Source organism: Rhodobacter xanthinilyticus, from assembly GCF_001856665.1.
Lineage (GTDB): Bacteria > Pseudomonadota > Alphaproteobacteria > Rhodobacterales > Rhodobacteraceae > Rhodobacter > Rhodobacter xanthinilyticus.
Map to the genome: position 1 here is coordinate 3,256,197 of NZ_CP017781.1, position 16,169 is coordinate 3,272,365.

At 60.5% G+C, this 16,169-nt stretch carries 10 protein-coding genes and 1 pseudogene; 7 read left to right on the top strand and 4 right to left on the bottom strand.

Annotated elements, in window-relative coordinates; all coding sequences use genetic code 11:
• Positions 1–91 precede the first annotated feature (91 nt).
• From LPB142_RS15805 to LPB142_RS15835, 7 genes are all read left to right on the top strand, one after another.
• Positions 92–958, top strand: a complete 867-nt coding sequence (locus LPB142_RS15805; RefSeq protein ID WP_071166950.1) for a WYL domain-containing protein — start codon at positions 92–94, stop codon at positions 956–958.
• 70 nt (positions 959–1,028) lie between these two features.
• A complete protein-coding gene (locus LPB142_RS15810; RefSeq protein ID WP_071166951.1) occupies positions 1,029–3,419 on the top strand; it encodes a type I restriction-modification system subunit M in 2,391 nt (796 codons plus the stop codon).
• The gene (locus LPB142_RS15815; RefSeq protein ID WP_156894400.1) at positions 3,419–4,687 is read left to right on the top strand and encodes a restriction endonuclease subunit S; all 1,269 of its coding nucleotides are present in this window, start codon (positions 3,419–3,421) and stop codon (positions 4,685–4,687) included. Before LPB142_RS15810 ends, LPB142_RS15815 begins: the two co-directional genes overlap by 1 nt.
• Before the next feature lie 9 nt (positions 4,688–4,696).
• Positions 4,697–7,717 carry a type I restriction endonuclease subunit R gene (locus LPB142_RS15820; protein WP_071166952.1) on the top strand — a complete coding sequence of 1,007 codons (3,021 nt, stop codon included), beginning with the start codon at positions 4,697–4,699 and terminating at the stop codon, positions 7,715–7,717.
• 304 nt (positions 7,718–8,021) lie between these two features.
• On the top strand, positions 8,022–9,509 hold the full coding sequence (istA, locus tag LPB142_RS15825; protein ID WP_071165182.1) for an IS21 family transposase: 1,488 nt from the start codon (positions 8,022–8,024) through the stop codon (positions 9,507–9,509).
• On the top strand, positions 9,506–10,270 hold the full coding sequence (istB, locus tag LPB142_RS15830) for an IS21-like element helper ATPase IstB (RefSeq protein ID WP_071165181.1): 765 nt from the start codon (positions 9,506–9,508) through the stop codon (positions 10,268–10,270). Before istA ends, istB begins: the two co-directional genes overlap by 4 nt.
• 169 nt (positions 10,271–10,439) lie before the next feature.
• Entirely contained in the window at positions 10,440–10,934 is a 495-nt protein-coding gene (locus tag LPB142_RS15835; protein WP_083392711.1) for a helix-turn-helix transcriptional regulator, read from the top strand.
• 828 nt (positions 10,935–11,762) lie between these two features.
• Here the strand turns inward: LPB142_RS15835 and LPB142_RS18585 are convergent.
• The 4 genes and pseudogenes from LPB142_RS18585 to LPB142_RS15855 all read right to left on the bottom strand — a co-directional run.
• A pseudogene (locus LPB142_RS18585) lies at positions 11,763–12,116 on the bottom strand (conjugal transfer protein TraG); the annotation flags it as partial.
• Positions 12,117–12,211: 95 nt separating this feature from the next.
• Positions 12,212–13,237, bottom strand: coding sequence for a LysR family transcriptional regulator (locus LPB142_RS15845; RefSeq protein WP_071166955.1), 1,026 nt, complete (start codon positions 13,235–13,237; stop codon positions 12,212–12,214).
• 21 nt (positions 13,238–13,258) lie between these two features.
• The gene (gene tet(G) / locus LPB142_RS15850; protein WP_071166956.1) at positions 13,259–14,434 is read right to left on the bottom strand and encodes a tetracycline efflux MFS transporter Tet(G); all 1,176 of its coding nucleotides are present in this window, start codon (positions 14,432–14,434) and stop codon (positions 13,259–13,261) included.
• Positions 14,435–14,740: 306 nt separating this feature from the next.
• Positions 14,741–16,096: an IS1380-like element ISPme1 family transposase gene (locus LPB142_RS15855; RefSeq protein WP_012112698.1), complete on the bottom strand. Its 1,356-nt coding sequence runs from the start codon at positions 16,094–16,096 to the stop codon at positions 14,741–14,743.
• Positions 16,097–16,169 lie beyond the last annotated feature (73 nt).

Below are 16,169 nucleotides of genomic sequence, written 5' to 3' on the forward strand. Positions count from 1 at the left end.
TCCACAAGCATCGCGCGGCTACGGTCGAGGAAAGCCCAGAAATTGGGCGCGCATAATTTCCATGCGCATCGACCGATGACGGGAGAGCGTGGTGAGCAACGACAGGTCGGAACTTCGTTGGGGGGTCGAGCAGAGGCTCGAGTTCATCGAGTTCCGCCTGTTTTGGGAGGGGCATGTGAACCGCAGCGATGTTATGGAGCAGTTCGGGCTGTCGGTGAACCAGGCGTCATCCGACCTGAGCCGCTACATCGGCCTCGCGCCCAACAACATGGACTACGACCGCAGCCTGCGGACCTATGTGCGCCAACCAAGCTTCAAGCCGGTTTTCGACAAGCTCGATGCCGGTCGATACTTGGCCCAGCTGCGGTCGGTCGCTGACGGCATCCTCGATGAGGACGACTGCTGGATCGCGGGACTGCCCGCTTACGATTCCGCCCCCACCCCAGCGCGCGGCGTCGATCCTGCAACCCTTCGGTCCGTGCTCGACGCAATCCGCAGATCCGAAGCGATCGAAGTGCATTATCAGTCCCTTTCCAACCCGGAGCCCCGGTGGCGCTGGATCGCGCCGCACGCAATCGCCTTCGATGGCTTCCGCTGGCATGCCCGCGCCTTCTGCTCCAGTGACGAGGTGTTCAAGGATTTCCTGCTGTCTCGGATCCTTGACATCCGTGGGTCGCGAGCGTCCCACGTTGTGGCCCAAGACGATCAGGATTGGCACACCTTCGCAACTCTGGAAATCGGCCCCCACCCTGCCCTTTCCGAGACGCAGGCCAAGGTGATCTCGCTCGACTACGGCATGATCGGTGGCAAGGCAGAAATCAGGGTTCGACGGGCATTGCTTTACTATGCGCTCCGGCGGCTTGGACTCGACACTGACCCGGACGCTAGGCACCCCCAGGAGCAGCAGATTGTTCTGCTGAACCCTGACGCAGCCTTAGGGGACCACAAGAGGGAATAACTGCACTCAGCCGGATGCAAGAACGACGCCACCAGAAGCCCCACAATACACACAGAAACGAGTTAGCACTTTGAACCAGGCCGCCCACAACAAGCTCATCTCTTTCATCTGGTCCATTGCAGACGACTGCCTTCGTGACGTCTATGTGCGCGGCAAGTATCGGGACGTCATCCTGCCGATGGTCGTCCTGCGCCGCCTCGACACGCTGCTGGAACCCACCAAGGCGGCCGTCCTCGAGGAAGTACGCTTCCAGCGTGAGGAGATGAAGGCGACGGAGCTTGACGATGCCCCGCTGACCGCTGCCTCGGGATACGTGTTCTACAACACCAGCAAGTGGACCCTGAAACAGCTCTACGCCACGGCCACGAACAACCAGCAGATCCTGTTGGCAAACGTCGAGGAATATCTCGGCGGCTTCAGCGACAACGTCAAAGAGATCATCGCCCGCTTCAAGCTGCTCGAGCAGATGCGGCATATGGCGAACAAGCAGGTCCTGCTCGACGTCCTCGAGAAGTTCATCTCGCCCTACATCAACCTGACGCCGCACGACGCCGAAGACCCGGACGGCAACATGATGCCCGGCCTGTCGAACCTCGGCATGGGCTATGTCTTCGAAGAGCTGATCCGCAAGTTCAACGAAGAGAACAACGAGGAAGCCGGGGAGCATTTCACCCCGCGTGAGGTCATCCATCTGATGACCCACCTCATCTTCGACCCGATCAGCGGACAACTGCCGCCGGTGATGACGATCTACGACCCAGCCTGCGGCAGCGGCGGGATGCTGACGGAGGCCCAGAACTACATCAAGGAACCCGAAGGCCCCATCGCGGCCAAGGGCGACGTCTACCTTTATGGCAAGGAAATCAACGACGAGACCTATGCCATCTGCAAATCCGACATGATGATCAAGGGCAACAACCCCGAGAACATCAAGGTCGGCTCGACCCTTGCCACCGACGAATTCTCGGGCAATCGCTTCGACTTCATGTTGTCTAACCCGCCCTACGGCAAAAGCTGGAAGAGCGACCTGAAGCACATCAAGGACGGCAACGACGTCATCGACCCGCGCTTCCAGGTCGAACTGTCCGATTATTGGGGGAAGACGGAAACCGTCGATGCCACGCCCCGCTCCAGCGACGGCCAGCTTCTGTTCCTGATGGAAATGGTGGGCAAGATGAAGCCCATCGCCAATAGCGCCATCGGCTCGCGCATCGCCTCCGTCCACAACGGGTCCAGCCTGTTCACCGGCGACGCGGGCAGCGGCGAGTCCAACATCCGCCGCTTCATCATCGAAAACGACATGCTGGACACCATCATCCAGCTGCCGAACAACCTGTTCTACAACACCGGCATCACCACCTACATCTGGCTTCTGACCAACGCCAAGCCCGAGGGGCGGCGCGGCCGGGTGCAGTTGATCGACGCCAACCTGATGTTCCGCAAGCTGCGCAAGAACCTTGGCGACAAGAACTGCGAATTCGCCCCGGAGCATATCGACGATATCATCGCCGCCTACATGGCCTTTCAGCCGGTCGAACGGCAGCTTGATGCCAACGGCGATCCCACCGGCATCGCGGTGCAGATCTTCGATAACACCGATTTCGGCTATCACAAGGTCACCATCGAACGCCCCGACCGCCGCCGCGCGCAGTTCAGCGCCGAACGGCTGGAACCCCTGCGCTTTGACAAATCCCTGCGCGAACCGATGGAGCATCTGTGGGCCGAACATGGCGACAAGGTCTATGAACCCGGCTTCTTGAAGGCCCAAGCCAAGGCGATCCAGGCCTGGTGCGAGGAGCAGGAGATCGCGCTGAACGCCAAGCAGCGTGGCAAACTGGTCGACACCTCACTCTGGCTTCGCCAGCGCGATCTGATCGGGGTCGGCCATCAGCTGATGCAGGCCGTGGGCACCGAGGAGACGGCAGATTTCAGCGCCTTCCGCGATAATGTGGGCCAAGTGCTGAAGGCCCGCAAGATCAAGCTGACCGCCTCTGAGAAGAACGCGATCCTGAACGCCGTCAGCTGGTATGCCGATGATGCGGAAAAGGTGATCGACAGCATCCAGCGCTATTCCAAGGCAGAGCTGGAGGCGGCCGCGGCGCGGCTGGGCTGCGGCATCGACGAGTTGGGCGACTTCGGTCTTTATGCCCAACCGGATGGCTGTTACCTGACCTACGAATCCAGCACCGACCTGCGCGATAGCGAGGCGGTGCCGCTGAAGGACAGCATCCACCGCTATTTCAAGGCCGAGGTGAAGCCGCATGTGGCCGAGGCCTGGATCAACCTCGACACGGTCAAGATCGGCTACGAGATCAGCTTCAACAAGTATTTCTACCGCCACAAGCCACTGCGCAGCCTGGATGACGTGACGCGGGACATTCTGGCGCTGGAGCAAAAGGCGGATGGCCTGATCGCCGATATCCTGGGGGTGAAGCCTGCCGATCTGTCGGAGGCGGTGTGATGACGCTTGCCGCCTGGCCGACCTATGACAGCTACAAGGACAGCGGCGTTGAGTGGCTTGGCGATGTGCCGAGCTCTTGGGCGCTGACGCGCCTTGGCGGCTTGTTTGATGAAAGAAAATCCAAAGTATCTGACAAAGACTTCGAGGCCCTGTCTGTCACCAAGAACGGCATTCTTCCGCAGTTGGAGAATGCAGCAAAGACGAACGATGGAGACAACCGAAAGCTCGTGAATGCAGGGGATTTCGTGATCAACAGCCGATCAGACCGCAAAGGTTCAAGCGGTGTGTCCCCGCTAGACGGCTCAGTTTCGTTGATCAATATCGTTTTGAAACCCAAGGGCATATTGCCGGAGTTCTGCAACCATATTCTCAAGTCACACGCATTCGTGGAAGAGTATTACCGGATGGGCCACGGGATCGTTGCAGACCTTTGGACGACCAGATACGACGAGATGCGCGCCATCATCATGGCGTTGCCTTCACCCGAGGAACAACGCGCCATCGCGGCGTTTCTGGATGAGAAATGCGCCAAGGTGGACGAGGCGGTGCGGATCAAGGAAGAGCAGATCGCGCTGTTGCGCGAGCGGCGGCAGATCCTGATCCAACAGGCCGTCACCCGCGGCCTGAACCCCGCCGCCCCGATGAAAGACAGCGGCATCGACTGGATCGGCCAAATCCCCGAGCATTGGGAGGTACGGCGAAGCAAGTATGTCTTCACTCAGCGCAAGGAACTTGCGCGGAAGGACGACGTCCAGCTTTCGGCAACGCAATCCTACGGTGTGATCCCGCAGGATGAGTTTGAGGAGCTCGTTGGGCGCCGCGTGGTCAAGATCCAAACCAATCTCGAAAAGCGGAAGCATGTCGAACTCGATGATTTCGTTATCAGCATGCGCAGCTTTCAGGGTGGGTTGGAGCGGGCATTTGCGACAGGCTGTATTCGATCATCCTACGTGATCCTGCAGCCGCTGCAGCCTGTTAACGCGGATTTCTTCGGCTATCTGTTCAAGAGCCCGCGATACATCAAGGCACTGCAGGTCACCGGAAGCTTCATTCGGGATGGGCAAGACCTGAACTTCGACAACTTCTCGAAAGTGGACCTTTTCCTTCCGCCACTCAATGAACAGGCAGAAATCGCAGCCCATATTCGGGCTGGCTGCGAGAGGATCGATAATGGCATTGCCATCAAGGAAGACCAGATCGCCGCGCTCAAGGAATACAAGACCAGCCTGATCAACGCGGCGGTCACGGGCAAGATCAAGGTGGCGTAGGGGGGGATCATGGTCAGCAACACCAAGGAAGTGGCACTGGAACAGGCGATCCAGCGGCACCTGACGGGCCTGACGACCGAAGAGCTGGCCGGCCAACCCGCGCCGGAGGGTCACGGCCCCTTCCGTCTTGGCCTGCCCGCCGATTTCGACGCCGAATACGCGCTCGACACCCGGCTGTTCTGGGAGTTTCTGGAAACCACCCAAGGCAAAGAGCTGGCCAAGCTGAAGGCCCGCAATCCCGGCGACTGGCAGCGCAAAGTCCTTGAACGCTTCGACCGTCTGATCAAGAAGAACGGCGTGCTGCATCTGCTGAAAAAGGGCCTCGCCGTCGATGACGCCTTCTTCGCGCTGATGTACCCCGCGCCGCTGGCCAGTTCCGCCGCCAAGGTCCACGAAAACTTCGCCGCCAATATCTTCAGCGTGACCCGGCAAGTCCGCTATTCGCAGACCAACCCGGGCGAAGAGATCGACATGGTCCTCTTCCTCAACGGGTTGCCGCTGATCACCATCGAGTTGAAGAACGCCTGGACCGGCCAGACCGCCCGCTATCACGGCCAAAAGCAGTATCGCGACGGCCGCGACGCCACCCAGCCCCTGCTGCAGTTCGGCCGCGCGCTGGTGCATATGGCCGTGGACACCGACGAGGTGTTCATGACCACGAAACTGGCCGGGCCTGCGACATTCTTCCTGCCCTTCAACAAGGGCCATGAACAGGGCGAAGGCAACCCGCCCAACCCGAAGGGCCACAAGACCGCCTATCTGTGGGAAGAGGTTTTCACCAAGGAAAGCCTTGCGGGCATCATCCAGCATTTCGTGCTGCTGGAGGGCAAGGCGACTGACCCGCTGGCCAAGAAGTCGATGATCTTTCCGCGCTATCACCAGTTGGAGGTGGTGCGCCGCCTGCTGACCCATGCGGCAACGACCGGCGTGGGGCACAGCTACCTGATCCAGCACTCGGCGGGTTCGGGCAAGTCGAACTCGATCACCTGGACCGCCTATCAGCTGATCGAGACCTATCCAGCCAAGGTGGGCATTCCGGGCGCCAAGGGGCTGGACCAGCCGCTGTTCGACAGCGTGATCGTGGTGACCGACCGGCGGCTTCTGGACAAGCAGCTGCGCGAGAACATCAAGGATTTCTCCGAGGTCAAGAACATCGTCGCCCCGGCGCTGCGGTCGGCAGATCTGAAATCGGCGCTGGAGAACGGCAAGAAGATCATCATCACCACGATCCAGAAGTTCCCTTTCATCATCGAGGGGATCGCCGACCTGAGCGACAAGCGGTTCGCGGTGATCATCGACGAGGCCCACAGCGGCCAAAGCGGCAGCGCGCATGACAACATGAACCGCGCGATGGGTGCGGGCGATCAGGACCCGGACGAGGATGACCCGCAGGACCGGATCCTCGCAGCGATGCAGTCGCGCAAGATGCGCGGCAACGCCTCGTATTTCGCCTTCACGGCCACGCCCAAGAACACGACGCTGGAAAAGTTCGGCGAGCGCCAGCCCGACGGCAGTTTTAAGCCCTTCCACCTCTACAGCATGAAGCAGGCCATCGAGGAAGGCTTCATCCTCAACGTTTTGGCGAATTACACGACCTACAAGAGCTATTACGAGATCCAGAAGTCGATTGCCGACAACCCCCTGTTCGACACGAAGAAGGCCCAGAAGAAGCTGCGCGCCTATGTCGAGCGGAGCCAGCAGACGATCAACACCAAGGCCGAGATCATGCTCGACCATTTCATCGAGCACGTGGTGACGCCGAAAAAGCTGCGCGGCAAGGCCAAGGGGATGATCGTCACCCAAAACATCGAGGCGGCCATTCGCTACTACAAGGCGGTGACCAAGCTGCTCGCGGACCGGGGAAACCCGTTCAAGGCGCTGATCGCATTCTCGGGCGAGAAGGTCGTGGACGGGGTGACCTACACCGAAGCCGAGATGAACGGCTTTCCCGAAGCCGACACGCGGGACCGGTTCGACGAGGACGACTACCGGCTGTTGGTGGTGGCCAACAAGTATCTGACCGGTTTCGACCAGCCGAAACTGACCACGATGTATGTGGACAAGAAGCTGCAGTACGTCCTCGCTGTGCAGGCGCTGTCACGGCTGAACCGTTCGGCACCGAAACTCGGCAAACGGACCGAGGACCTGTTCATCCTGGACTTCTTCAACGACGTGACCGACATCAAGGCGGCCTTCGACCCCTTCTACACTGTCACCACCCTTTCATCCGCAACGGATGTGAATGTCCTTCACGAGCTGAAGGGATCGCTTGACCAGGTCGGCGTATACGAATGGCAGGAGGTCGAAGAGTTCGTCACGCGCTACTTCGCGGGTGAGGATGCTCAGACGCTCAGCCCGTTGATCGACGTGGCGGCCGATCGGTTCAACCAGCAACTGGAACTAGCCGAGAAGGACAAGATCGACTTCAAGATCAAGGCGCGGCAGTTCGTCAAGATCTATGGCCAGATGGCGTCGATCATGCCGTTCGAGGTTCTGGAATGGGAGAAGCTCTTCTGGTTCCTGAAGTTCCTGGTACCAAAGCTGAAGATCAAGGATCCGGACCAGGACATGCTGGACGAGTTGCTGGAGGCCGTCGACCTATCCTCTTATGGTCTGGAGCGGACCAAACTGAACCACACGATCGGTCTCGACGCATCCCCAACCGAACTCGAACCCCAGAACCCCAACCCGCGGGGCTACCGCGATGGTGAACCCGAGAAAGACCCCCTCGACGAGATCATCCGGTCCTTCAACGAACGATGGTTTCAGGGGTGGAGCGCCACACCGGAAGAACAACGGGTGAAGTTCATCAATGTCGTGAACAGCATCCGGTCGCACCCCGACTACCGCGATAAGTATGAGGCGAATTCTGATCCGTTCAACCGCAGTCTAGCATTTGAAAAGATTCTACATGAAGTCATGCTGAAACGCCGGAAGGAAGAGCTGGAACTATACAAGCTTTTTGCCTCGGATCCGGCATTCAAGTCAGCATGGACACAAAGCATCGCTACCGTCCTCGACGGGGCATAAGAGCATTGGATGAAGGATAGCGCGTTTGCGCCCCAATACGACGGGATAAGGACGAAGAAGAATGTGGTCAAACGTGGTGAAAATAGGAGACGCGACGAGAGATTTTGTTCTCGCAATTGCTGGTCTGCTAGTTGAAAAATATACGCCTGGTCTCGTCGCCCTCGCCCTCTTTTTGGGGCTGATGGTGGAAACGGCGGTGCAAAATTAGGCCACGGTAGCGGCGGGATCGTCTCGCTGCGGGCGGAGTAAAATCCTGCCACTTTTCCCTTCTTGCGGCAGCAGGGAGGGTGGGGAGATTTATACCGTGGAACTTTACAAGAAGGTTCGCTTGGCGTGTGCCGAGGGCATGAGCGCGCGGGCGGCGGCGAAGCATTTCAACATTTCGCGCGGGACGGTTGAGAAGATGTTGGCCTTCTCGGTGCCGCCTGGCTACCGGCGGGACAAGCCGATCAGGCGGCCGAAGCTGGACGGGTTCACCGAGTTCATTGACGCCTGGCTTGAAGCCGACAAGGCGGTGCATCGCAAGCAGCGTCATACGGCCAAGCGGATATGGGAACGGCTTCAGGCCGAGCATGGCTTCACCGGCGGCTATACGATCGTCAAGGATTACGTGCGTGAGCGTGAGCGGCGGACACGGGAGATGTTCGTGCCACTGGCCCATCCGCCGGGCCATGCTCAGGCCGATTTTGGCGAAGCGGTCGTCGTCATCGCCGGTGTCGAGCAGAAGGCGCATTTCTTTGTCATCGACCTGCCGCACAGCGATGCCTATTTCGTCCGGGCCTATCCGGCGGCGACGGCGGAGGCCTGGATAGACGGGCATGTCCGCGCCTTTGCCTTCTTCGGCGGGGTGCCGCAGTCGGTGCTCTACGATAACGACCGCTGCCTGGTCTCGAAGATCCAGCCAGATGGCACGCGCATCCGCGCCACGCTGTTCAGCGGCTTGCAGTCGCATTACCTGTTTCGGGATCGCTATGGTCGGCCCGGGAAGGGGAACGACAAGGGCGCTGTCGAGGGGATGGTCGGCTACGCCCGCCGCAACCACATGGTGCCGATCCCCCACTTTGCCAGTTGGGACGCCTTCAACGCCGACCTTGAAGGGCAGTGCTGCGCACGCCTCACGCGCATTCTTCGGGGTCACAAGGAGACGATCGGCGAGAGGCTGCAGCGCGATCTGGCGGCGATGCGCCCATTGCCTACTGCCCCGTTCGACGCCTGCGACCAAGCGAGCGGCAGGGTCAGCTCGCAGTCGCTCGTGCGCTATGACACCAACGATTACTCGGTCCCGGTCGCCTATGGCCATCAGGATGTCTGGATCCGCGGCTATGTCGATGAGGTCGTGATCGGCTGTCGCGGGGAGGTGATCGCCCGACACCCGCGCTGTTACGATCGCGAGGACATGATCTTCGACCCGGTTCACTACCTCCCGCTGATCGAGCGCAAGATCAATGCCTTGGACCAGGCTGCGCCTCTGGCGGAATGGGACCTGCCCGAAGAGTTCCAGACTTTGCGCCGCCTGATGGAGGCGCGCATGCTCAAGATGGGGCGCCGCGAGTATGTGCAGGTGCTGCGGCTGCTTGAGACCTTTGGCATGGATGACCTGCATGCCGCCGTGAAGAAGGCCCTGAAGCTGGGCGCGGTCGGCTTTGACGCCGTGAAGCACCTCGTGCTTTGCCAGGTCGAGAAGCGCCCCCCAAGGCTTGATCTCGATGTCTACCCCTACCTGCCGCGGGCGAACGTCGAGACGACGCGTGCGGCCAGCTACATGGCCTTGATGTCGGAGGCGGCGGAATGAGCGAGGCTCCGAAGATCCTGCTTGCCCACCATCTGAAGACGCTGAAGCTGCCCACCTTCCTGCGGGAACACGAGAAGGTTGCGCGCCAATGCGCCGCCGAAGGGTTGGACCATGTCCAATTCCTGTCGCGCCTCGTTGAACTGGAACTCATTGACCGCGAGCGGCGGATGGTCGAGCGCCGCATCAAGGCTGCGAAGTTCCCGGCCACCAAAAGCCTCGACAGCTTCGACTTCAAGGCGATCCCGAAGCTGAACAAGATGCAGGTGCTGGAACTGGCGCGCTGCGAATGGATCGAACGGCGTGAGAACGTGATCGCCCTTGGCCCCAGCGGAACCGGCAAGACCCACATTGCCTTGGGCCTCGGGTTGGCGGCCTGCCAGAAGGGCATGTCTGTCAGCTTCACCACCGCCGCCGCGCTGGTCAACGAGCTGATGGAGGCGCGAGACGAACGTCGGCTGCTGCGCGTCCAGAAGCAGATGGCTGCCGTCAAGCTGCTGATCATCGACGAGCTCGGGTTCGTGCCCCTGTCAAAGACCGGCGCCGAGCTGCTTTTTGAGATGATCTCCCAGCGCTACGAGCGCGGTGCCACGCTGATCACCAGCAATCTGCCCTTCGATGAATGGACCGAGACCTTCGGCACCGAGCGGCTGACCGGCGCGCTCCTCGACCGGTTGACCCACCACGTCAACATCCTCGAGATGAACGGCGAAAGCTATCGCCTCGCGCAAAGTCGCGCGCGCAAGACCGGCGACAACACCTGATCCAAAGTATCAGACTTGGACCTGACGGTCCAAGGCGGCCAGTCACCCGCAAGCTATATGGAGAGCGCGGCTGACTGGCCGCCGCCCATCAGCCGCGTCTCGCGCAAACCCAAAGTGGCCCAATTTTGCGCCGCCCCGTGGCCCAATTTTACTCCGCCGTTGACACGAGATCACCTACACCAGTGCACGCAATCCGGAACCTCGTACCAAGCTTGTCGAGCCGCATGGTGTGATTGTCGGCACGCGACATTACCTTGTGGCCCGCGATGGGCCAGATGATCGGCAGTACAAGCAATACCGTTTGGATCGGATCAGCAAAATCCAAGGCACCGCAACGCTCTTCGCGCGAGACCCTGATTTCGACATCGAGACTTACAGCACCTTCGCTTTCGGCTCATACTTTTCCGAGGAGGAACACGGCCTCGTGCGTTGGCGCTTCACTTCGCGTGCGGCGCCAGTAGCGCGCGAATTCGTGTTTCATCCAACACAGGTTCTGACCGACATGGCCGATGGCAGCCTTCTCGTGGAATTCACGGCCAGCGGTTGGGTCGAGATGGCCTGGCACCTGATCATCTGGGGCAACGATGTCGAGGTCCTTGAACCGCCAGAACTGATCTCAATTCTCGACGAGGTGCGGCGCGGTGAGGTGAAGGTTCTGCCTTGAGAGATGCCAGTGTAGCGACGTGGAGGGCGGGGAGCAGTCTGACGGCACTGCGGCATGGCGGCTGCGGCAAAATGGGCAAAACAGTCGTTCATGCGAGATGCGGCGAGCAGGCCGCTAAAACGGCCCGCGGGCAGAGAGCGGACTTGCGTCAACACATCGACCCAAAGGCCGGTGCCGTCGTGGTGGGCGGCTCCTCGGTTCAGGTCCTTCACAACCCGTACTGGCCGGGGCGTCTCGTTGACGAACAGCAGACGCCATGGCCACGGCAAGGGCGGTACGCGAAGAGCCGGAGAGAATAGGCCGTAGCGGGTATGCTGCCGGGCTCGTCAGCTAACTGTAGGGAGCGCGCGGCCGGACCGGGAAGTTTCTGAAATAGTCCTCCAACAGCCCATGACTGTCCAGAATCCTGAACGGGTTGTTTCCCGCAGCATTCAGCCGGTCGGCGTCATCGATGGCACACCACGGACACAACTCGCCCCTGGCCTTCATCGGCTCTCCGCATTCCGCGCAAGTTCCGGCCGGGATAGCAATGACGCCGTCTGCGAATATGCGGGCCTCATTGGCCTCGTCTACCAGATAGGGTGTTGGGAAGCTGCGGCCGATCGTTTCGTTATAAAAATGCGCGTCGAGTTCGGTCGCCGCCTCGCGCAAGGAAGTTTTCGTGGCGTCGGTCGATTTGGCGCCTGCAATCACGACGGCCACGCACGACCCAGGAACGAAAAGGATCTTGTGACCGTGGATATCCTCAACATAGTCTTCAAAATTGACCGCCCGAACCTCCTGTTCGTAGCTCCATTCGAGATATTTCGAGAAGTAGCTTTGATCGCGGATTTCCCGGTCCTCGGCCCATCGCGCCGATCCATATGTGGCGACGTTGCGCGCCTCCCGCGCCCGGATGATCGACATGAGGATGGCGGCGGCGATGGCGAGGAAGCCGCCCGATACCGCGATGATGCCGCCCTCGACGAAGATCGCGGGCGCGTAGGCGTCGAACGAAAACCACCACCAGAAGAAGGCGGGCGGGTAATAGATCGGCAGGCCCGCCAGCTCGAACCATGGCGCTCCAAGCTGCGGCTGGAAGCCGAGGCGGAACGCCGTCCATTGCGTCGCTGCCCACACCATCACCAGGGCGATGGCGAAGACGACAGCGATTTGACCCCAAAGGATTCGGCCTCCGCGCATCCAGGCTCCAGTCTGCAAAAGGGACGGAGCCGATCAGAGAGTAGGCAAAATCGGGACAGGCAACAGCAAAGATGATGCGAGAGGGCTGCCGGATATTATCGGCGGTATATAGGACGGGTTGCTTCGGTGTTCGCGGTCGCCCTGTTACTACTGCGCGGTCGGCTTCGCGAATCGCCTTGGCGGCCCATCGTGCCTGCGAGCATAAGCAGGTTGCGCAGCGCGGCGTTGCGATTGAACGGTGACCAGACAGCCGAGAAAGGGACTGGCTCTGGCTCATCGGCCAACGGCAGGAACATGATGCCCGTTGACGGCAGCTGCGCCGTGGCGGCACTGACGATGGTGACGCCGAAACCCTGCCCGACCATGGATAGTAGCGTTCCGCGCCCCACGTCGAAGCGCTGGATCGACGGTGCGGGCCAAAGCCCTGCCAGACGCAGCACGATATGGTCATGAACCTGCGGTCCAGTGCCGCCATGCCGAACAAGGAACGTCTCTCCCACCAGATCAGCCCAGGTGATCTCCGGTCGTCCGGCAAGGCGATGATCCTCCGGCAGCACAACCACCAGCGGCTCGGTCCAGATCGGACGAGCGTGGTAGTCGGGCAGTTCGGGAGCCCCCGCCACAAACGCCACATCCAACTCATCGGCGCGAAGCTGCATTACCGCTTCGCGGGCCGTGCCTTCGGTGATTTCGACCTCAATGTCGGGATGGTCTTCGCGGTATTGCGCGATCAGTTCGGCGAGAAAGCTGCGCGGCATCAGGGCATGGATACCGACGCGCAGTCGGCCGCACTCTCCCGACGCCGCCATACCAGCAGTCTTCACCGCATGGTCGAGTTGATTGACGCCGACCGCGACCCGCTCGACAAAGAGGCGCCCGGCCTCGGTGAGGCGGACGCCTCTGGTATTGCGCTCGAACAGAAGGATGCCGAGGTCTTGCTCCAGCGCCTTGATCCTCGCGCTGACGTTAGACTGGCTGGTGCCGAGCGCCTGGGCGGCGCGGTAGAAGCTGAGATGTTCGGCGACGGCAAGCGTCTGGATCAACGATGCAAGTGGAATGCGCCCCAAACTAAGTTGATGGCTTGGCGGATTTAACCTGCTATTTTTCTTCAGCCTGCCCATGCCTATCCGCTACGATCTCAATCACGACGAAGTGGCGAAAGGCCTGCGGAGCATTGGCAAGCACACTACATAAAGAAACGCACCGACAATCCAAACCCAACCGTTCCATGCTCCGGCGGTGGCAGAATAGAGTGCCGTAAAGCCAAGCGGTCCCGCGATGGCGCTTAAATTGGTGAGGCTCGTAAGCGTTCCCTGCAAGACTCCCTGCTTGTTGTTGCTGACATTATTCGAAAGCATTGCCTGCAAGGCCGGCATGCCAACACCTCCGGCGGCAAGCAGCAACAAAATCGGGAACACCATCCATCCCTGCGTGGCAAAAGCCAGAAGAATGAAGCCAGTCGCATCCGCAGCCATGCCAAAGAGTAGCGTGTACCGCTCTCCAAGCCGTCTTGAAAGCGGGCCGGTAACAAACGCTTGGAAGATCGCATGTGTTGCTCCAAACGCCGCAAGCGACAAACCAACAGTCGTGGTATCCCACTGAAAACGGTCCTCGCCATAGATGACCCATAGGGCCGCAGGCACTTGGCCGATCAGTTGAATAATGAAGAAAACTGCGAAAAGGGCAGCCAGCCCACGCAACGCATCATCCAGCCGGAACAGAACGAATGGTTTGATGCGAACCGGCTTTCCGGTCTCGCCATCGCCGCGACGGGTCTCCCTTAGGAAAATGCAGGCAAGCAGGAACGCGATCCCGTTGAGAAGGGCAGCGGCGACAAACGGAGCATGAGCAGAAATACCGCCGAGCATGCCACCAAGAGCTGGCCCGGCAATCATGCCCGTACCATAGCAGGCCCCCATGTAGCCGAACCACTGTGCGCGCGAACCTTCCCCTGTCGAATCGGCAATGGTTGAGGCAGCTACGGCTCCGGTTGCTCCCGTGACGCCGGAGACGAGTCGGCCGATATAAAGCACCCACAGGACCGGCGCAGATGCCATGATCGTGTAATCGACTGCGGCTCCCGCGAGAGAAGCCAGAAGCACCGGACGCCGACCGTAAGCATCCGAAAGTTGTCCAAGCAGGGGCGCGAAGACGACCTGCATCAACGCATAGAGCGACAGCAAGGCACCATAGTGACCAGCGACCTGCTCCGTCGGCACAAGCTCGCGCAGAAGCGCCGGAAGGACCGGCATGATGAGGCCGAGACCCATGGCGTCGAGACCCACGATCAGCAGGGCAATGATGGCAGAGCTGTGCACCTGAAACTCCAGTGCCGCTCAAGCGCGAGCGACTTTATCACCGATAAGTATATGGACATAGAACTTATCGGTGATAAATTGTCAACCGACATTTCCCAAGTGGCCTGCCGCTTGACTTCAAGATCGCCTGATTTTGCTCGCTGGGCAAGCGTTTTTCGCCCCGAGCGGTGTCTGTCGTCGCGCAAACGGCCGAAGTCGGGTGGATCAAGCCTCGAACCCGCAGCATTCTGGCCCGGCAGAGCCGCTTTTCCGCGCGGCAGACGGACCTGTCCTGCCGCTTTCGTTCAGCTTGGGCATGGATCGTGGTCATGCGCATGACGGAGGCGTTCGAAGACGGCGGATGGCGGCAAGGACGGCCCGCACCATCGGGCCGGTGACGGCGACCTCGGCCAACTGGAAGGTAATGGCGCGGGCGTGGCGGACGACGCGGGCGCCGATCTTGATCAGCTTGAGTTGCAGGCTGGTCAACGACCAGTCCGCCATGGCCTCGGGCAGTTCGATGCAGCGCAGGAAGGTTGCCAGGTTGTAGGCCAGCGCGTGCAGTTGCAGCCGCACCTCGTTGTGCCGGAACTTCCGGCATGACAGCCGCGTCCAGCGAAAGGCATATTTGCCTTCCTTGATGTGCTGCTCTGCGGTGCCGCGCTGGTTGTAGAACCTCACCACCCAGTCTGGCTCCATCGGCAGGTTGGTGACGATGAAGCCGACTTTGGGGAACAGCTCGCCCGGATGCCATTCGATCTTGGCGATGACGCGGCGCGGCTTGTCCCAGGACGCCGCCTGATACTCGAAGTCCTCGAAGAACCGTTTGACCTTGGTCAGCGAAGGCCGTCCCACGGGCCGTGTCAGCCGATGCGCGATCTTCTCGCGCAAGACGGCGTTGGCGGGCAGACGGATGGCGTAGAAGAACCTGGCTTCTTCCAGCCGCATATAGATCGCGGGGATCGCGTAGGCAGCGTCGGCCCGGAAGAAGCGTCCACCAAGGTCGCGGCCAGCATATCGGGCAATGACGGGATCAAGGACATCCCGCCAGCCATCGGCGCTGTGGACATTGCCGTTACGCAGGGCGCAGCGCTCCAGCATGCCAAACTGGTTGAACAAGAAGATGGGGTGATAGCAGGTGCAGTCGAAATGCCCGTTCCAGGCAGCACCTTCCTGATCGCCGTGGGTGGGGCTGACCGAGCTGTCCATGTCCAGCACGATGTATTTCAACCCGTTGCGGTCATGAAACCGGTCGATCCATTGGCCGTTCAGATCGGCCAGCGCCGCCCGGTTCGCGGCCAGAGCCAGCGTCTCGGTCTCGAACCGTCCCATCTGCGATGCCGAAGCAGCTTGCGCCTCGACGGCCCTGCCGCCAACGACCTGACGCATCACGGGATCGAGGGCCAAGCGGTCGGCATCGTTCACATCCTCGTATCCGGCCAGTCGTCCGAACACCGATTGCCGGAACAATCCGTCAAGCCGATGGAGCGTGTTCTTCCCGGTGCGGCTGTCTCGCAGCGCCTCCGACGCCAGATTGGACAGGCCGAGCACGTCATCAAGCTCGCGCATCACCAGCAGGCCACCGTCTGAACTGATCTGCGCACCACGGAACTCCAGACGCACACGGCGGTCGAAATCAACCCGATCTCCCCGCGCCAAGCCCGCACCCTCCAGGTGATCCATGAAACGCGCCCCTCGCAGCCGTCAACGCCATGATTTATATGCGAAATATCACGATTACGACAGCGAAATCAGC

Coding starts and splice junctions, on each gene's coding strand:
- LPB142_RS15815 (WP_156894400.1), top strand. CDS start 3,419: ATGACGCTTGCCGCCTGGCCGACCTATGACAGCTACAAGGACAGCGGC.
- LPB142_RS15820 (WP_071166952.1), top strand. CDS start 4,697: ATGGTCAGCAACACCAAGGAAGTGGCACTGGAACAGGCGATCCAGCGG.
- istB (WP_071165181.1), top strand. CDS start 9,506: ATGAGCGAGGCTCCGAAGATCCTGCTTGCCCACCATCTGAAGACGCTG.
- LPB142_RS15845 (WP_071166955.1), bottom strand. CDS start 13,237: ATGGGCAGGCTGAAGAAAAATAGCAGGTTAAATCCGCCAAGCCATCAA.
- LPB142_RS15855 (WP_012112698.1), bottom strand. CDS start 16,096: ATGGATCACCTGGAGGGTGCGGGCTTGGCGCGGGGAGATCGGGTTGAT.